Annotated in this window: 11 protein-coding genes; 9 read left to right on the top strand and 2 right to left on the bottom strand. The window is 44.9% G+C overall.

Features of this window, described 5'->3' with window-relative positions:
- The first annotated feature begins 80 nt into the window (after positions 1-80).
- Positions 81-1,298 carry a cupin domain-containing protein gene (locus tag HWQ41_RS33345; RefSeq protein WP_292772416.1) on the top strand — a complete coding sequence of 406 codons (1,218 nt, stop codon included), beginning with the start codon at positions 81-83 and terminating at the stop codon, positions 1,296-1,298.
- A 487-nt stretch (positions 1,299-1,785) separates the two neighbouring features.
- On the opposite strand, the gene HWQ41_RS33340 is transcribed toward HWQ41_RS33345, so the two are convergent.
- Together HWQ41_RS33340 and HWQ41_RS33335 are read right to left on the bottom strand one after the other, a co-directional pair.
- Positions 1,786-4,446, bottom strand: coding sequence for a tryptophan 7-halogenase (locus HWQ41_RS33340; RefSeq protein ID WP_292772414.1), 2,661 nt, complete (start codon positions 4,444-4,446; stop codon positions 1,786-1,788).
- A complete protein-coding gene (locus HWQ41_RS33335) occupies positions 4,431-5,933 on the bottom strand; it encodes a tryptophan halogenase family protein (RefSeq protein ID WP_292772412.1) in 1,503 nt (500 codons plus the stop codon). Before HWQ41_RS33335 ends, HWQ41_RS33340 begins: the two co-directional genes overlap by 16 nt.
- A gap of 556 nt (positions 5,934-6,489) precedes the next feature.
- Between HWQ41_RS33335 and HWQ41_RS33330 the strand changes: the two genes are divergently transcribed.
- From HWQ41_RS33330 to HWQ41_RS33295, 8 genes are all read left to right on the top strand, one after another.
- A complete protein-coding gene (locus tag HWQ41_RS33330; protein ID WP_292772409.1) occupies positions 6,490-8,259 on the top strand; it encodes an MBL fold metallo-hydrolase in 1,770 nt (589 codons plus the stop codon).
- Positions 8,259-10,574 carry a lantibiotic dehydratase gene (locus tag HWQ41_RS33325; RefSeq protein ID WP_292772407.1) on the top strand — a complete coding sequence of 772 codons (2,316 nt, stop codon included), beginning with the start codon at positions 8,259-8,261 and terminating at the stop codon, positions 10,572-10,574. Before HWQ41_RS33330 ends, HWQ41_RS33325 begins: the two co-directional genes overlap by 1 nt.
- 494 nt (positions 10,575-11,068) lie before the next feature.
- Positions 11,069-12,553, top strand: coding sequence for an MBL fold metallo-hydrolase (locus HWQ41_RS33320; protein WP_292772405.1), 1,485 nt, complete (start codon positions 11,069-11,071; stop codon positions 12,551-12,553).
- Positions 12,554-13,000: 447 nt separating this feature from the next.
- A complete protein-coding gene (locus HWQ41_RS33315) occupies positions 13,001-13,297 on the top strand; it encodes a DUF2288 domain-containing protein (RefSeq protein ID WP_292772448.1) in 297 nt (98 codons plus the stop codon).
- Between the two features lie 327 nt (positions 13,298-13,624).
- Positions 13,625-16,048: an endonuclease MutS2 gene (locus HWQ41_RS33310; protein ID WP_292772403.1), complete on the top strand. Its 2,424-nt coding sequence runs from the start codon at positions 13,625-13,627 to the stop codon at positions 16,046-16,048.
- A gap of 163 nt (positions 16,049-16,211) precedes the next feature.
- Positions 16,212-16,883 (top strand): Uma2 family endonuclease, encoded by a 672-nt coding sequence (locus tag HWQ41_RS33305; protein WP_292772401.1) that lies wholly within the window; start codon positions 16,212-16,214, stop codon positions 16,881-16,883.
- A 167-nt stretch (positions 16,884-17,050) separates the two neighbouring features.
- Entirely contained in the window at positions 17,051-17,944 is an 894-nt protein-coding gene (locus tag HWQ41_RS33300) for a hypothetical protein (RefSeq protein WP_292772398.1), read from the top strand.
- 734 nt (positions 17,945-18,678) lie between these two features.
- A complete protein-coding gene (locus tag HWQ41_RS33295; protein WP_069069205.1) occupies positions 18,679-19,284 on the top strand; it encodes a DUF3038 domain-containing protein in 606 nt (201 codons plus the stop codon).
- Positions 19,285-19,490 lie beyond the last annotated feature (206 nt).

The raw sequence follows: 19,490 nt of genomic DNA, 5'->3' as shown, positions 1-19,490 counted from the left end.
AGGGGCAGAAGGGAAAAGCCGGAACAGCAGCGGGTTTCTTTGGTTGAAATTTTACATTGTTTATCTAGGGAACTCCAAAAATGTTTAGCACTAACTTTGATTTTGAGAAATTAATTCAACCTATCGATACCGTAACCTTCTTCAAAGAATACTGGGAGCGGCAGTCCCTGGTTGTTTCACGAGGAGAAACAGATTACTATTCCGGTCTGTTTTCCATGAACGACCTTGACTCGCTCATTCGCTTTAGTGGCATTCGCTATTCTGACTTTAATGTATCGAAAGTGGCAGATGATTTGTCCAATCAAGCGAATAAATCAGGGGGGAAAGGCTCTATCGATCCCAATGCATCTCCTAGTATTTATCAATTTTATGATGCCTATCATCAAGGCAATACCTTATGTATATTTCATCTGCAACAGCACTGGGAAGCGATCGCCACACTTTGCAGAAATCTGGAACAATATCTCAATCATCCAGCGAATGTCAATCTTTACCTGACCCCTAAGACTGCTCAAGGATTTCCTCCCCACTTTGATACACACGATGTTTTTGTTCTTCAGCTTTCGGGAACTAAACTTTGGCGCACCTATGATTCCTACTGGGATTTGCCAATGCCAGAAGATGCTCGGCGATTACCACAAGAAGTACTACGGGAGCAACTGAACGCACCCACTCATGAAGTTGAACTCAAGCCAGGTGATCTGTTATATATCCCGCGTGGTTTTGTGCATGAAGCCAAGACGTTGGATACTTCCTCACTTCATATCACCGTAGGTATCCCTGTTTATCGCTGGATTGACCTGATTCAGGAAGCTCTCATATCGATTGTGCAGCAAAATGTCGAATTTCGCAAAGCAGTTCCCGTTAGCTTTTTGCGTGACAATGATGCCAAGACGCAGACCAAAAATCAATTGACAGATTTACTCAAAACCTTCGCTAGTAGCGCCGACATTGACGATGCGGTTGAACGACTGACTATTAAGTTCATTGGCTCACTGTCTCCACTCGCAGATAGCCATTTCAGTAAATTAGACGAGTTGCAACAGATTGACTTGGATACCCACGTTGTCAAACGCCAAGGAATGATTTGTACAACCGTCAGGAAAGGGGATGTGGTGATGATTCAATTTCCCCAAAACCGAGTTGAAGGGCCAGCCTATGTCGAGCCAGCTTTCCGCTTCATTGCTGAGTCGGAAGCCGCATTTGAGATCAAATCGCTGCCCGATTTTGCCAGCGACAATAGCAAGATCGTGTTGGTACGCCGTTTGCTCAAAGAAGGATTGTTAACGATTGTTTGAAAAGGAAATAGGGCGTTGCTGAATCAAGGGATAAAATTTTATGTATTGAAATTTAAAACTCCTAATACTCGAATGGCACTAAGTTAAGATACAGCCCTTGTCCTGACTGGTTAAGAGCCTCTAGGCTGGGAACCCATCCTGGGGGGCTGCCGCCTCCAGTGGCTTGACCAGAGGCAGCAGCCCTCTTTTGAATACATTCCCAGTCTTCAGACTGGGAACGAGGCTAGATAAGCCTTTGGGCTTTTCTTAGTGCCATTCCTCCTTATACTCCAATACGCTTGGGTTAAGGCTAAAACTCTTTGTCAAAATCAATTTTTTTTAACGAACCGCATTCGCGCAGCGTCTCGTTAGAGAAGGACGCAAAGAGAAGGAAGAAATGTTTAAGTGAACCGTATTGTCTTATACTCTCTGCGTCTGAGCGCCTCTGTGTGAGCTAAATCATCCCGCAAATATGCAAGCCAAGGTTTATTACTTTTGCCTTGTTGTACTAGGCAGGAAGCCAGGTGTGTAACCAACTATCTCGGCGCTTTACGAAGTCGTAAAGCAAATCTTGCCGTTTCTCACGCAAGCAGGAGAGGGCTTGATGTTGGGGCATCGCAGTGCTAGCCAGCCCTTTGAGAATTGCGAGTTGGCGTTGCCAAGTGGCTAAATCTTCGACGGGTTCCACAAAGCGGGCGGATACCTGTTGCCCAGCTAATAATGTGTCATAGGAGTGATCGTCAGAGAAAAACTCTGGCGGATGCAGTGTATAAAACAGGGAATTTCGATAAGATAAGGGCGCCCGCTCACTAAACAATGCTAATCGCTCTGCTGCGCCAGAGATATCTGTGTCTCTATTGGCTGCTTGCCAGAAGGGAGTAGATAGACGGCGATTGAACTTGTAGTGAATTCCCAGAAACCAACGCAGGGCATCCCAACGATCGCTAATTTTGCGGTTGAGTACAGATTTCACCCCCTCATCTTGCTTTGATGCGGGAAAGTTGGTCAGTAGGAGTTCCAATTCGAGAACGATCATGTGAATCGCTGTCGATTCTAATGGTTCGACAAACCCGTATGAATTGCCGATCGCCACAACGTTGCCTTTCCAAAAATGCTCATGCCGCCCAGAACGAAATTTCACAAGCCAAGGATCACCCATCCCCGGATTTTTGGCACGCATTTCCTCTAGGGCTTGGTCAACACTACAAAATGCTGAAGAAAATACATACCCCCGATGATCGGCATCCTCAAAAGGAATATTCCAGCACCAACCATTGTTCATGGTTTCGGCGAGAGTGTAAGGTTTAATGGTGCCATTATGAGGGACGGTAGCAGCGATCGCTTGATCGGTGCTGAGGGTATCTTGGTAACTCACGAATTTTGAGCCAAGTTTTTGCTCTAGCAACAACGAGCGAAAGCCTGAAGAATCAATATATAAATCGTAGGTTAGTTTACGCCCATCCTCAGTAATTAGATGGCTAATGGTTTCACCATCGGCAGACATCTGGGCATCAGAAATTTGCACATCAATATGCTGTATGCCGGCAGCGATCGCTTCCTCTTTTAGATAACGAACAAACCGCCGATTATCGAGGTGATACGCCCAGCGAATCTGGTGAAGTAGAGACAAGGGAGTACCATCGCCCCGATCAAAAATGGGAGCGCGATCGCCACTCATCAACATTGCCCCTAATGACTGATTGTTTAGCGTTGACTCATAGAGAAGCGATTCTAGCAAGCGTCCGCGCTGAAACGGAAACGTAAATTCATAATCATCGGGCAGTCCCCACTGAAACTTAATCCCCAACTTCCACGTAGGAAGCACGCGCTGATAAAAATCAACGATGTCTAGCCCTAAAAAGCGGGGACTATGGAGAAACTTGACGAGTTCTGGAGTAGTTGCCTCGCCCACACCAATCACCGGGATGGCACTCGATTCCAGCAAAGTCACCTTGATGTCTGGTCTGAAAGCGCGAAAGGCTAAAGCCGTCAGATAACCAGCTGTACCACCACCCAAAATGCCTACTGTTTGGTAAGGATCGGCTGCTGCACGGATTGTAGCATTGGGTGAGTTCGGCCAGATCCGACCGATTTCTTCCGCCGCCGCCGCGATCGCATTTCGTTGCAGCACTCCCAGCGGTTCATCTAATTGCGATGTACACTGCTGACATTCGCCACTAGGAAGCAGCCGCTTGACGGTGCGTAGGCATAGCCCGCCGTAGGCATCGCCTTGCCGGTTAATTTTCACAACGCTGGTGGCGCGAGTTGCTGTTAAGTTCAAACCTAAAATGGCAATCGCTTCTTCAATACAAGCCTGCGCTATGGAAGGCAAAAGTGGACTATCTGCCTGGGCAAGGATGGGGGTTGACAGTTGCGGCAATATATGATTTAAAACTGATGGAATAGCTTCCAAGGTGAGAACTCGACAACCAAAACAAGCGGTTGCACCCCGAATCACTGTTGGGCCGATGAGTGCTGTTTCTGGGGAGGCAGTGACAAATAAACACGGTGTGCCACTGGCTAGGGCTGACTTGTTGATATCGAATAGGGCTTGATATGGTACACCTTCCAAAGCACAGATTACAAAGTCGAATTCTTGAAAGAGTTCACATAGCCCAGAAACACTCACAGCGTCTAGACTATTTTCAGACACTTTGAAAGAACCATTGAGGAGTATCCGTTCTTGCTGGAGAGCGAGAAATTCCGGTGTTTGACAGGAAGCAAAATCTTTGAAGGAGAAAGTGCGGTGATTTTGAAAACCTGCGGTAGCAAAGGTTTTATTGAGAGTATCGAGTAACTGGTGATTGCCTAAAATAGCGATCGCCTTTTGGTGTACTTGCTCAGGGACGATTGGCAATTCCGAGTCATAATTTGAGGGCGCAGTTTCGGTTACTACTTCCTCTAAGACATGCAACTTAGTTAAAGCCAAGATGATCTCATGTAAGTAGTTGCGATCGTAAGAATCTGCAAGTTCAGCATAAATTGCCTGAAGCGATCGCCCGCCATCGATCAGCGCCAGCAGTTCGCGGATGGTGCCAGGGCCAATGCCTTCGAGTCCGAACACTTCGCTGCCCACCCAGCTACAAACTTCACCCGTCTCACTGAGGATTAAATGGGCATTGGGGTTAACGCGAAGCACCTGGGGAATGGTATTTATGAAGTCAGCCATTGACATTTTCTTTCTTTAACAACCTGAATCGCCTCATGGATTGATAAGGCGTTAGCACACTGCTTCGTGAAATAGTTTTTGACTTGTCGCCAATGATCTAAATCCCAGGTGTCATTGTAGCTTTGATACTTCGTAGCCACTCGTTGACCGATGAGCAGATTCAGATAACCGTTGTATCCAAAAACACTATTGGGGCGGAGCAGAATTTGACCAATGCTTGATGGGCCATTGTTTTGAAAAAAGTCTACTACTGCTTCTGCATCACCAATATCAGTTTGATGCCAGCAGTGTCGCCAGAATTCTGATTCTACTCGGCGATTGAATTTAAAGTGAATCGACAAAAAATCACGAATATCATCCCACTTTTGGGCGATCGCTCGATTCGCAAGATTAATTAATGCTGGGGTGGGTTGCTGGTCTGAATCAATCAACACATCGCACACAGATTTGATGGTTTCGCCAATCATGTGTAATCCTGTTGATTCTAGAGGTTCTACGAAACCGGAAGCGTTGCCCACAGCGACTACATTATTTACCCAAAATCGTTGATGTCGCCCTGACTTGAATCTTACAATACTATGGCGATCGCTCATCAAAGGATTGTGGCCTTTCATCTCTTGCAGAGCATCATCATCATTGATAAAAGCGGATGAATATACATAGCCACGGTTGACTTTATCCTGCAAATCAATTTGCCAACACCACCCACTCTGCATGGTTTGGGCAGTTGTGAATGGGTTGATTGCATCATCTCGCATCCATGTGCCTGTGACAGCAGAATCGCAAAACAAACTGTTGGCAAAACTGCAAAAGGGTTCTTGCAGAATCTCTCCTAGCAACGCCGAGCGAAAACCAGAACAATCGACAAACAGATCGCCAGCCAACATTGTGCCATCATCAAACTTCAGTTGGCGAATATAGCCATTTTCGGCGACTTCAATATTTACAACAGGTTGATCAATAATCTTGATATCAATTTCGGTTGCTCTTCTTTCTAAATAAGAAACGAAACTAACATTTTCAATATGGTATCCAAAGCGTTCATCAACTACGAAATCCCCATTTTCTCTACGGAAGCAAGGCGACTTGCACTGCTCCATCAACAGTGAGTAAATACTAGATTCTGTGGTTGAATCAAGACAATAGTAAGCAGTGCTTTTGCTCAAAACACTGAGTTTATCTGCCAGATGAGTCACAAAAGGATAGTTGAAGTGAGACTGACTAGAATCTCCCCAAATAAACTTAATTCCTAGTTTCCAAATAGGTTGTGTTTCTTCATAAAATTGCTCTCGATTTAATTCTAAGTACTTATGCAGAAACCAAGGTATCCAAGCGGTAGTCGCTTCACCCACTCCAATAATTGGAATGGTTGTGGAATGGACTACGACCACGTTCAAAGCTGGCATTTTCACCTTCAACGCTAAGGCAGAGAGAAATCCAGCACTCCCTCCGCCAAAAACTACAACATTGTGTATTGGCTTTTCCACACCTATGACTCAGAAATGTTAATGAAACTATCTAATCTCAGAGGATGTTTGAAAAGTCCTCTTGTCGGGATCAAAAGTTTTAGATCCCCCTAAATCCCCCGATAAATAGGGGGACTTTGATTCCGGTTCCCCCCTTTTTTCGGCTACGGTGTATACACAAGTCGTATTACCCCCCTTAATCCCCCCGATATATTGGGGGGAAACCCAAAATCTAGTTCCCTCCCCAATACATATGGGGAGGGTTAGGGTGGGGTAAAACCAGAGTCTAAACCCAGATTTCAAGAAGCTATTTCAGACTTGTGTATACACCGTAGCTTTTTAAGGGGGGTTAGGGGGGATCTAATCTAAAAGTGCCTAAAGTCACAGCGAAACACTTTTTAAACAACCTCTCAGTAATACTCTCTATTACAGTATGCAAGCCTAATGGAATTTAGGAATTATTTGCTACCAATCTTAGCAATTGATCTTTACTTCTTAAATTCTTTAAAGATTTCCATCTTTTGCTGTTTAAATCGGCTAGGATTTTCTGACAGTACCAGCTACGGAAAGAATTCTCATGCGTGTCACTATCTGTGGTCATGCTGCTTTATACATTGAAACTACCGATCAACGCATCTTGCTCGATCCATGCTTTTCGGATACACTCGTCGGGGGCACGCTTACGTACTATCCTGGTCGGGTATTTGAGTTGGACAAACTGCCAAACTTGACAGCTTTGGTGGTGACTCATGGGCACTTCGATCATTTTCATCTAGAAACGCTCCAGAAACTTCCGCGCGAACTGCCCGTAATTACTGCGGATGAACCGGCACTAGTCGAACAGCTGCAAAAGATTGGGTTCTCAAAAATAATCATCTGTCAACCTTGGCAAGCGATCGCTCTTGGACAAACTTACTTGCTCCCCACGCCTTCAGACCACGAAGAACCGGAGTTTGGGCTGTTAGTTCGAGATGCAACTGGCACATTCTGGCACATGGCAGATGCAGAAGTGACGGCGGAAATTGGCGAACGAATCACGCGAGAATACGGTGCTATCGATCTAATTTCAACCAAGTATCAGCCAGTAGTGCGTGCCAGCATGGGCTATCTGCACGGTATGGGAGCAACCTTTGACAGACAAGGGGTAGTTAGTTGGTTGGAAGCAGCATGTGCCTGCAACCCTGCTTTGGTTTTCCCTTACGCTTCCGGTCTGTGCTTTAGTGGTCGGCACGCCTGGTTTAACCGCTATGCGTTTCCCTTAAGTTCAGAGGAAACAGTTCGCTTGTTGCAACGTCGGCTTAGTTCCCCAGAGCGAGCGATAACGGTGCGTCCCGGTGATATGATTGAGCTTCGATCTGGGCAGTCCCCGCAGCGATATGAACAGTCATCCGATTTTGTCCGGGAAAAGCCATCTCCTGAGTTGCGTTGGGAACCAATCGATATCAGCACTCTTACAGGATTGTCCACACTTGAAGATCGGTATACCTTGCAACAAAAACTGGATACATTCCTGGCAGGATCTTTTATTTCCTGGCTCAAACAAAAGGTCAAACAAGCTGACAGCAGTTGGGCTAGTTTCCCTGCCGAGCAGGTTGTTTGGCAGTTGGTGGTTCATACCGGAGATGGAGAACGGCTAAATTATGCCATTGATTTTCGCTTACAGGATTTTTCCGTGTTAGCGGGTGAGCATCCAGAAGCAAACTTCTTTACCCACGTCGCCGGACAAGCTCTTGACGATGTGATGACGGGTAAAATGCCGGGGCTAATTTTTTGGCTGGCGGGTGAGGCTCGTAGTTATGAAAAGGTCATTTGTGTACGCAATGGTCGTTTCGAGTCTCCTAAGTGGCCGAAAACACCCGAAGATTTCCCATCAGACCCACTTACTTACTATCTCCGTCATTTTGGGACTGGAGAAACTTCTCCCGTTCAACCGGAATTAGCTGATGGCCAGTCGGAGAAAGCATCAAATTCCCCCGAAAGTAGCGATGATATTCAGATTCTCACCCGCTTAGGTGAGAACGAAGAAGTGATGAGTAAAAAAGTCCTACTGGCTTATTTGGCAGTTAAAGAAGCAGAGCGCTTGGGGCTGAAGATTTCTGATGCGGAAATTCAAACAATGTCTGACTCCTTTCGAGAGCAGTTTGATTTGCTCGATAACCAAGATACAGAGCAATGGTTAAGGGAAGCAGGATTGAGTCTTGAAGGATACTCAGCCGTGATGCGAGATTTCACCGCAGTAGTGAAGTTGGAGCAACATTACACTAGGGTGATTGAGCCACTGCTCACCAATCATCGCCGCGTGGCTACAGCTAGATATGCCCGCTCACCACGGGATATGAACGATTGATGAATTATCCCAGTAAACAATTTGAGCTTGCCCCCGTTGGGATCTTGCGGGCTGCTGCTTGGCCAATTGAGACTATTCAAGGTTTTGGCAATCAAGAACTCGCAAGCCTAGCGTTAGCAGCGAGTCATACAAACGATGCTCATATCTGGAAAGAATATACCACAGCCTATCAGCAGGTGCATGAAGACGATCGCGAACGGCTTTGGCAGATGACCGCAGCCGACTCATGGTTTATGAAAGCTCTGCTGTTATCTAATCCGTCCCTCGTCACGGAGGTGCAGTGTGGAGCTTTAGAAAGGCAGGGAAAACGAACTAAAAAAATTCGGCATCTGGAGACGGCGCTATATCGTTATCTAGCGCGGGCTGCGGGACGAACGACACCTTATGGTTTATGGGCTGGTGTGAGTTTAGTCGAGTTTGCCAAGACGGCGCAGCATGAGTCGGCAGCGGCTCAGTATTCATTTACACCTGACCTCCGTCCTTTTCAAACAATATTGCGATCGCTAGCTCAACGTTCAATTTATCGTCAAGGTGCAACTTGGCGATTGAATCCTACCTTGAGGCGACAAGCAGATGGTTCCTGGCGCTTTTGGGGTCGCACTCCAGAGGGGTTAGTTGAGCAGCGTGAAATCGAGTCTCAGGAAATTGTAGACATCCTCTTGGAAGAACTGACGAAATTGGATCTAGGGACATTAGACGAACTAGCCAAAACAGTGGCAGCCTCACCTCGCTGGAACCATGCAGCCGGACTAGAGGATATTCTACATCTCTTCATTGATGGAGGTGTGCTTTTAGGCGGACTCGACCTGCCCCAGCGATTTGAAAATTGTTGGGAAGCATTAGCAGTTGTGGCAGACAAGCTGATTGAGCCGGATCGCGGTCTTTGGAACAGTGCTATCCAAGAACTGCATTCCCTTTGCGATACTCTGGCAGCAAAGCTTGATTTCATCTCTCTGGATGCACTTGCGGATTATCTACAACAAGCAAAGACCTATATTCAAGAACTCGCCCAAGCCCTTGGTGTTTCACCCGTTGAGCTATCCGATCTAGTGCTGCACTGTGATTTGGGGCTACCGTTTCGGATTGGCATCAATGAGGCGCAGCAAAACATTTTGCTGCAAACACTTGCAGATTACGAGCGCTGCTGGATTCAGGGTGCGAGTCCAGCCTCGGCAATGCGGATGGCGTTTCGTGAGCGACTGAAACAGGAATTTGCGGCGGGTATTGCACTTGGCGATCTCAAATCCACCCTGGCTTCCGAAATGAGAACAGCTGATCGCCATCCTGAAGTCATCACCCGGTTGGAGGCGTGGGAGCGATCGCTGTCGCAAAATAAAGAGGTAGTCGTTCTCGAAACCAGCAGTAATTCGCCAAAGTCGGCTCTGTCCACAGCCCCTTTCGGTTGCTTGTTCGCAGGTCTATTTGAGTCTTTCCAACTAGTAGTTCACGGGATTAGTGACGATCCGGTGCCAATCTTTGCCCGATTTCAAGACTTATTCAATGGAAATAATTTACTACATTCTTGGTTTCAACAGAAGCTTGACTGTTTAGCAAGCCAACATCAAATTCAGGTTGCAGAATTACAAAGTCCCTTTGAGCCAAACCCAAATGTGCTAGCTCGTCCCAATTTCAACATTCTTCCCATTGAGTTGTGGGGCGCGAGTCAAGATAGTCTATCCCTAGTTGATGCAGAAATCTTTCTAGATCCCAAAACACAGCTGCCTTTTTTAAAACTGCGATCGGCTTCGCCCAACCCTGTTGCAGTGTTTTGGTTTTCTATGGCTGCGGTTAATGCCCGTGACCCCATTTCTGAGCAGTTACTTTGGACTACTTTTCAAGATAACCCGATGGCGATCTTTCGCGCTGCCACAGTACCGATGCCGATTGAACTGACTGCACCTCGTTTCACTCCTCGTATTCAGCTGCCAAAAGAAGCGATTTTACGTCCTCGGCGGACAGTTTTGAGTGGGCAAGTCTTAGTAGAACTTGCCAAATTGACTGGAATAGAGCGCTTTGCCAGATGGCAGCAATTAGCTGCTGAGTATGGCTGGCCGATGCTGCTCAATCTGCAAATAGAGGATAAGCCTTCACTCCTTGTACATCGGGACAGCCCTTTAGCCGTTGAATCCTTTTTCAAAAAAGACCTACAAAAATATACCCGATGGTTAATTGTAGAAGAGTTAGTCAATCAACCTTGGCTAGTAGACTCCAAAGGGCAGCATTATATGGCAGAACTTGCCTTACCCTTTGCCCGCACCGAACATGGTTGGTCGTCGCGTAGAGATGAAACATCGATTACAAGGGTAGCTGGTTGAAAAAGAAAGGAGGAACAGGCGCACATCTGCCATAAATCCGTGCTTTAGACCAGGGGTAACTTTAAGTTGTACAGGACTTACACAAAATCATGGCTTACGCAAAATACCTCTCAAACTCTTATTCCTCTGTGTTCTCTGTGCCTCTGTGGTTCGATTTTCCGTTACCTGTGCGTAAGTCCTAAAAATAATGAAAAAACGAACCGCAAAGGACGCAAAGGACACAAAGAAATAAGAGTTTCAGAGAGGAATGGCACTAAGATAAGTCCAAAGTCTTGTATTGCCTCGTTCCCAGCCTCTAGGCTGGGAACCCATTCTGGGAGGCTCCGCCTCCTCTTTCTTGACCAGAGGCAGCAGCCCTCTTGGAATACATTCCCAGTCTTCAAACTGGGAAGGAGGTTACACAAGCCTTTCGGCTTTTCTTAGTGCCATTCGTTTCAGAAAATTATTACATAAGTCTTATTGTATACTTTTGATTTTTAACTATTAACTTGCTTATGATACGTCAAAGATTAAGCAGCAGCATTAAATTCCAACTCATTTATCAGGACGAAACCAAGTTTGGTAGTGCTGTGACTGGACAATGTGACACCACAATCCGTCGCTACTGCGCCAGCATCACAGCCCACCGCAATCGATATGGTCTTGCAGATGTGGTGGCTCATGCGCGGGAATTACTGGCATCGACAATGGTTCCGGGTGGTCTGGCGGATTTGTATCAGAGTCCTAGTGTCCTCTGGGAAGATTGGCTATATCCCGATCGCAAAGCCGTTAAACCCGTTGCGCTTGAGCTGGAACGCAATATTGGCGAAACTATCGTCATCCAAGAATTATCTCCCAATCTTATATCCGACCTAGCTTTGTATCTAGGGGAATGGCAACAAGGAAGTAATGCTCCCACTACGACCATTGCTTGCGAGTTATGGAACGCATTGAGTGATTATGGCGCACTGGTTGAAGTCAACGAACTAGCCGTCAAGCCGCAACTGGGCCATGCCACTTTTGTCGGTCACTCCACCCTCCGGCTCAGTGATGGCAACTCTAGTATTCTCTTCGATCCATTTCTGTTGCCCAAGTCTGAAGTTTATCCGCCAAACTACCAACCCCTCAGCTTAGAGGAAATGGGACAACCCGATGCCGTATTTATCACCCATGCTCACCCCGATCATTTTGATTTAGGAACCTTGCTGCGAGTTGTTGCTAACACACCAATCTTCGTTCCCGAAGTTAAGCGAGAATCTGTACTGGCAATTGATATGGCGTTGCGGCTGCGTCAGCTTGGGTTCGAGAATATTCACACACTACGCTGGTTTGACGAAACTCGAATTGGTGGGATGCGAGTTATTGCCCTGCCATTCTACGGGGAACAGCCAACGGTTGCCCAAGCCCTCCACCCAGAGATTCGCAATCAGGGCAACACCTACCTAATTGAGTACTGCGATCGCCGTGTTGCGCTCACAGCAGATTCAGGGAGTGACTGTCTAGGAGATGTCAAAAAACTTGCAGCCACAGCCTTAGAGCGTTATGGTTCCCTTGATACTTTATTTGGTGGATATCGAGGTTTCGGACTGTATCCGATTCAGTATCTCTTTTCATCAGTCGCTCGCTATCTTCCTTTTGTGCCAGAGAAGAGCTGGCAAGTCCGCCAAAAGATGATGTGCGATGCCGATGATTTAATTGATGTAGCGGAAATCTGGAATGCCAAACGAATTGTACCCTACTCCGATGGGGGTGCGCCTTGGTTTTGGCAGCGCGGTCTTGGCCCTTGTCTTGATGGATCACAAGCACACATCATGGCAGTTGATCCAACCCCAGAGCATGTTTGTCAGGTAGCGACTGTGCGCTCTGGAACGCGCAAAGATGGAGCGATCGCTTCTCCTGTATCAATTTGCTTGCTTCGCCCTGGAGATGCCCTGGCCTTTGCCCAAGAGGATGCGCGAGTAGTTCAAAACCAATCTTGGCCATATAGCAGTCCTAAATGATTCGTAAACTTCTTTCCTTCTTCCTTGGCGCTCTTCTCTACGAGACGCTGCGCGTTGGCGAAGCCTCTCGCAGAGAAGGCGGCTTGGCGGTTCGATAATTTTTACAACTCAAATAGGATTGCTATATGTTATATCATGTCCGCTTGATTACTCCCTTGCCGCCAGAAGAATACCTAAATTTTTTTTACGAACCGCCAAGGACGCCAAGGACACCAAGTAAGAGAGAGAAAAATAATCCATAATAAGCATTGCCTAAATTTCCTAATGCTTGGGCTTCTTGAGATTGTGCTGTATTCTTATTTTGCTGGCGATCGTGAATTAACTGCCAATAATCATTTGTGAAATCTTCTCTTTATACACGATCAAATGAAATCAGAAATTTAGTTAGGAGTTAAGAAGTAGTAATTATTGTAAAATAGGATATTAGCCAAGACAAATTGGGAAATGATGTCGGATTTAAGAGCGGAATTAACAGAAATTTTGGATGAGGCAGAGTGGGAGTGGCTAATTCCTCATGTACAACGAGATGCAGTAATTTTGGTGGTACCTGAGTTAAACTTGCTGGATGTTGGAGTAGCGATCGCCAGTGATCACATTCCATCAGTGCAACAATGGATTGATGAGCTATTGATTACCAAACCCACGACAGTACAGGTGGGAGAATGGAATCTTGAGCGCAGTAAGCGATTTCATACCCTCATCGTCCAGCCTTACGTTTTGGTGCAGGAAATATTTGCTGCTTAATTAATTTCTGTGTTGTTTTCGATCGCAGTTGGTGTTAGAATAATTTATCAGTAAATATGGTTTGTTGTGTCAGTTATTACTAAAAACCTCTATTTTTTTCAGATATACAGCCGCATGATCTGGTTATATCGAGTCAACAAAAGTGTTTAACTTTTTTTGGAGATAAAAACTAAATTGATATTGAAGTATCATAAAATACATAAGTGTATAAGCAGATGAAGGGCAAAATAGCTCTCGACTATTGACTAAAGCAAAATTTTCTTCTTTAAGATTTATCCATCTAGGAGCTAGAATTGTTACGATAATTTCAGATTAGATGTTGAAACCTTGATCCAATCTGAAACCTTAGAACTACTAGAATGGCATCGCCTCTGCCAGCACCTTGCCACCTTTGCGGCAACTAAGCTGGGGGCGACAGCTGCGCGTCATCTGAAAATACCTGATTCTCAGACCGAAAGCGAACAGTTGTTAGAGCAAACTAAAGAAGTCTACCAACTGGAAACTCGCCTCACCACGGGGCTGTCATTTGAGGGAATTCAAGATATTGGCGATTCCTTAGAACGGGCAGAACGCGGCGGAGTTTTGACAGGGGATGAACTGTTAGCGATCGCTACCACCCTCGCGGGTGTCAGAAATTTGCGCCGTGTGATTGACAATCAGGAAGATTTGCCCATACTGACTGAGTTGGTTGCCGATTTGCGAACTTATCCAGAACTAGAACAAGAAATTCACCGGTGTATTGATGAACGGGCCCAGGTAACTGACCGCGCGAGTCAAAAACTGGGAGAAATTCGCACAGACTTGCGGCGATTACGCACTCAGATTACTCAAAAACTGCAAAATATCTTACAGGCAAAATCTGGCGCAGTTCAGGAACAGCTAATTACCCAACGGAGCGATCGCTTTGTCATCCCCGTAAAAGCACCCCAAAAAGATGCCATCCCCGGTATTGTCCACGATACCTCTACCAGTGGTGCCACGCTGTACGTAGAACCGAATTCAGTAGTACCTCTAGGCAACCAACTGCGGCAGATCATCAGGAGAGAGCAAGCCGAAGAAGAAGCGGTTCGCCGCGTTTTGACAGAACTTGTAGCCGCAGTCAAACCAGATTTGGAGAGGTTGTTAGCGATCGCTACCACTTTGGATTTGGCAACCGCTAGATCACGATATAGTTACTGGCTAGGAGCGAATCCCCCGCGATTTATCCAGCGTGAAGATAAGGAAATCATTACCTTGCGGAACTTACGGCATCCTCTGTTAGTGTGGCAACAACAGCATGAACAAGGGCAACCAGTAGTTCCTGTAGATTTACTGATCAGTCCGCAAATTCGGGTAGTGACAATTACCGGGCCAAATACTGGCGGTAAAACTGTAACCTTAAAAACTTTGGGGTTAGCCGCATTGATGGCCAAAGTGGGTTTATTTGTCCCCGCCCGCGAACCAGTGGAAATACCTTGGTTTGATAAAGTGCTGGCAGATATTGGCGATGAACAATCCTTGCAGCAAAGTTTATCCACATTCTCTGGACACATCCGCCGGATTAGTCGGATTTTGGAGGCATTAGGGAGTAAGGGAGATGAGGGAGATGAGGGAAAGTTCAATGCCCCATGCCCTATGCCCAATTCCCTAGTTTTACTCGATGAAGTCGGCGCAGGAACAGATCCAGTTGAAGGTAGTGCCTTAGCGATCGCCTTGTTGCAATATCTCGCCAACCACGCCCAGCTAACGATTGCCACCACTCACTTCGGTGAACTGAAAGCCCTAAAATACGAAGACGAGCGGTTTGAAAATGCCTCTGTAGAATTTGATGAAAGTACTCTGTCGCCTACTTACCGTCTACTGTGGGGCATACCCGGACGTTCTAACGCCTTAACTATTGCCCTGCGCTTGGGATTAAAACCAGAAGTGGTAGAAGAGGCGAAAACTCAAGTGGGAGAGGCCACAGATGAAGTTAACCAGGTGATTGCTGGCTTAGAAGCGCAACGCCGCCGCCAGGAAACCAAAGCTGCGGAAGCCCAAAGTTTGTTGCAGCAAGCAGAACGTTTATACAAAGAAGTATCCGCAAAAGCCGCAAGTTTGGAGGAGAGGGAAAGCAGTTTGCGGGCTTCACAGGAAGTAGCGGTAAAGCAAGCGATCGCTCAGGCAAAAGGTGAAATTGCCCAAGTAATCCGCCGTTTACAGAAAGGTACGCCCACAGCCCAAGAGGCCCAGCAAGCCACCAATGCTTTGAATCAAATTGGCCAGCAATATCAGCCAGCAACGCCAGCAAAACCAAAAGTTGGCTTTATGCCCAAAGTAGGCGATCGTCTCCGTGTTCCCAAATTGGGACAGACAGCAGAAGTGATCACCGCCCCTGATCAAGATGGGGAGTTAAGCGTTCGCTTTGGGCTAATGAAAATGACTGTGAAATTGGAAGACGTAGAATCTCTAGATGGTCAAAAAGCCGAACCAGTCGTCAAAGCCAAACCAGCCCCAGCAGCAGTAACCCCACCACCGCAAAGCATCCCAGAAATTCGGACTTCCCAAAATACCATCGATTTGCGTGGTAAACGGGTGGCTGATGCCGAATACATTTTAGATAAAGCTATTTCGGAAGCTACAAGCGCACTCTGGATTATTCACGGCTACGGCACTGGTAAGCTGCGCCAAGGAGTTCACGCCTTTTTGCAACAACATTCCAGAGTGAACAACTACGAACCAGCAGAACAAGCAGATGGCGGCAGTGGTGTTACCGTCGCTCACATCAAATAAAGTAGCAAAAACCTATCCCACTATTCTAAAAATTCCTACTTCTTTTTTTTCGTAAAATGTACTTGAAAATCTTGATTTTTAGTTTTCAGTTCTTAATAAGCTTAAGCTTTGTAGCACAAATATTATTAGTGGGATAGGTTCAATAAAGAGAAGGAAATTTGCTATGTTACTTGAACTCAATCAACTAATTGTTAGAGCCGGTCATCAGTTGTTGATTAAAGATATTTCCTGGTCGGCATACAAACGTATTTTGGCAGAATTGGGGGGCGATGTCTACGACGGGCTACGCCTACGCAGTTCTAGGATAGGTTACAGTCAAGGGATGCTGGAAATAATGGCTCCATTACCAGAGCATGAAGTAGCTAAAGTTATTATTGGGGACTTGGTAAAAGCTTTATTAGAAGAACTCGAACTGGAATTTTGGAGTTTGGGTTCTACGACTTTTGATCAGGAAAGTATGGACGCTGGGGTAGAACCCGATGATTGTTTCTATATCCAAAATGAAGCTATAATTAGGGGTAAAAATAGAATCAATTTAGAAACCGACCCGCCTCCAGATTTGGCTCTTGAAATTGATATTACCTGCCGTACTCGTTTTAATAATTATCAAGCCTTAAGAGTACCAGAACTGTGGCGATGGAATGGAAGCAAGTTGGAAATAAACGTGTTTTTTGATGATAAATATGTAGAATCAAATACCAGTTCTATTTTCCAAAATCTCCCAATTCACCAAGTAATTCCCGAATATTTTATGCTGAGTAAAACCAATGGCAGAAATGCAACAATGAAAGCATTTCGTGCGTGGATAAGACAGCAAATTAGTAGCACGATTTAGTTGAAATTGTTAGAACTGGCTACTCAAAAAGCTTGTGGGTAGTGGTATAAAAATAGTGATATTTGGCTATTTAGCTCTTATCAAACTAAACGCTTGACGGCTTTTATCTCATAGCTATGATTACCAGAAATTAATATTCTAATTAAATAAGATATATCATAAATTATATGGATATAGAAATAGAAACTTTACAAGAAGCTGAAGCAGTAATTGAAAGTGCCATTAGAGCCAAAGTCAAGAGATTAGATTTGAGTTTTTCTCATAAGTATAGAGATTCTGTTATTCCTGATTCTATCGGCGATATATCAAGCCTAGAAGAATTAACAATTTATAGTAAATCACTCAATATAGTTTATGGAATTGAACAAATACCAACAACGATTGGAAAACTAACTAACTTGAAAATACTTCAGATTTATGATTTATATGAATTAGAATATCTACCTGAAAATATCGGTAATCTTACCAATTTACAAGTGTTACACATTGCTGATTGTTCACGTTTGAAAGCAATACCAAATACTATTGGTAAACTCAAAAATCTTAGGCGGTTAGAGTTAATGGAATCAATGAGACCGCTTGCTAATTTTGAGAATTTACCTGACAATATTGGACAGCTTAGTTCTTTGAAAGAACTGATAATTACATCTACAGCTATACAGTCACTACCCAACACTATAGGCAATCTTAGTAATTTAGATTATTTAGAAATCAGCCGCAATCCCAAATTACATCAGTTACCAGATACTATTGGCAAATTACACCAATTAACAGTTATGATACTTGAAAGGGGATTTTTAACTTCTTTGCCAGAGAGTATTGGTGAATTGCGAAATCTTAGAGAACTAATTATTAATGACAATAAATTAACTCAATTACCAGGGAGTATAGGTGCCCTGACTAAGTTAGAAAAGTTAGAGCTTATAAACAATCAGCTAACCGGATTACCAGATAGTATTGGGAATTTATCTAGACTTAAGAACAGTATACTTCTCTATGGAAATCCTCTAAATTATCTTCCTGAAAGTGTCTTCAACTTACCATTAGAAATAGCCTGGTAATGATTATAGAGTGTTTATATAGGGCTAGTATTTGATTTTTTAAATACACGTAGGGTGCGTTACGCTCCGCTAACTACACCCTACAAGACTGCTGAGGTTTTTTCAAAAACAATTTACGATTCCTATAAATGAGTTCTGATATGTGCGTGGTTTGCGATTAGAGTTATAATACCAACTTAATTGGTATAAGCAATCGCCCAACATCTTCAAACGCTGACTTGATCAAATTTTCATAGAGGCATCAATCGTCCTGATGTTGCCCAGTCTGTGCTGAAATAACAGGCTGCACACAAAGGAAAATGGGATGGGATGATGTCCAGCAGCAAGAAGCGTCTTTAGCAAACAGGCAAAAGATTTGTATAGTAATTATGTATACATAAAGAGCAAGTAATAAACATCAAGAAATTTCAAAATTTAAAACCGCAGACAAATTAGGAGGTATTCTACATAATTAGTTAGCGATAATTAGCGGTTAACATTCAAAACAATAGTTTATTTATACTCTTGTACGGAGCTAGCAGCGAAAGTCGGGTAAACCTTAACTCGAATAGATAATTTTCTACTTTGTCCAAAATAAATTTTCATCTAGAGTAGGACAAAGATACCTGCTGTTTACCACATAGAAAAAAGCTAGCTGAAGCCTCTGGCTCATAGCTATGGGAAACCAAGCTTGACGCTTGAGAGTCTGGTTTCAAAATGGGTAACAGCAACATCCTCTATCAGCTTGATCACCTATGCTAAAAGTTATGCACTCGGCCGCCAACTCAGCCACTCCAAATTCCCAGTGGGAGGATTTAATCAAGCTTCCAGCCCCAAACACAGTCCAATGGGATAATATCAAAACCCAATTAGACTTGGTGCTGTTGGCGCTAGAAACCTTAACTGGGATTGGTTCAGAGGCAATGCTTTCGGCAGCAACTGATCTGAATTTAGAGTCAAGAGTGCCAGACCGCGTAGCTTTATGGCGACTGCGCCAATCAAATCCCCTACGCAAAGGTCAAGGAGGGCGAAAAAAGCTAGATGTCGAAGAAGCGCGATCGCTTGTTCTGATCATCTGCTACCTAGCCAAACAGCACCAGGAATTGATTCGCCGCGCTGTCGGCCTGTTGGAACAAATGGCAGAAAATAACCGGGAACCTCACCAGGCTGCTTTACTTGGAGACTATATTGATGCTTTTTGCAACACCTACCAAGAGCGGATGGAAGAGGACGAGCAAATCTCAACGGATTTACTAACCAACCTGGCACTAAAACTGCTTGTAGATTTACTTTTTTACAGTGCTCCTGGTGGGCATCGCCGTCTCTGGCTAGCACTTATAGACCGTTCAACAAAATTTTAAATTTTAGATTTGAAATTCCTCAACCAAAATTCGCTTGTGATTTGTTTGCTAGGTAAGGATTCCCTTTTGATGGTCGTTAGCTCTTGGGCGATGCACTACACAAGGAACCTGACAAAGTTCTGAGTACAGGAATCCGCCGTTTCAACTTTTCTTTGCAAGCAACTCGCTCAACTTTTTGCAAAATCCCAAATAGTCTTCCTCGCAGT

The organism is Nostoc sp. NOS(2021), from assembly GCF_017115025.1.
In the GTDB taxonomy this organism is placed as follows: domain Bacteria; phylum Cyanobacteriota; class Cyanobacteriia; order Cyanobacteriales; family Nostocaceae; genus Nostoc.
Note: the sequence above shows the minus strand (reverse complement) of the source record. Positions and strands in the feature narration are given on the sequence as shown.

Coding starts and splice junctions, on each gene's coding strand:
- HWQ41_RS33345 (WP_292772416.1), top strand. CDS start 81: ATGTTTAGCACTAACTTTGATTTTGAGAAATTAATTCAACCTATCGAT.
- HWQ41_RS33340 (WP_292772414.1), bottom strand. CDS start 4,446: ATGGCTGACTTCATAAATACCATTCCCCAGGTGCTTCGCGTTAACCCC.
- HWQ41_RS33330 (WP_292772409.1), top strand. CDS start 6,490: ATGCGTGTCACTATCTGTGGTCATGCTGCTTTATACATTGAAACTACC.
- HWQ41_RS33325 (WP_292772407.1), top strand. CDS start 8,259: ATGAATTATCCCAGTAAACAATTTGAGCTTGCCCCCGTTGGGATCTTG.
- HWQ41_RS33320 (WP_292772405.1), top strand. CDS start 11,069: ATGATACGTCAAAGATTAAGCAGCAGCATTAAATTCCAACTCATTTAT.
- HWQ41_RS33315 (WP_292772448.1), top strand. CDS start 13,001: ATGTCGGATTTAAGAGCGGAATTAACAGAAATTTTGGATGAGGCAGAG.
- HWQ41_RS33305 (WP_292772401.1), top strand. CDS start 16,212: ATGTTACTTGAACTCAATCAACTAATTGTTAGAGCCGGTCATCAGTTG.
- HWQ41_RS33300 (WP_292772398.1), top strand. CDS start 17,051: ATGGATATAGAAATAGAAACTTTACAAGAAGCTGAAGCAGTAATTGAA.
- HWQ41_RS33295 (WP_069069205.1), top strand. CDS start 18,679: ATGCTAAAAGTTATGCACTCGGCCGCCAACTCAGCCACTCCAAATTCC.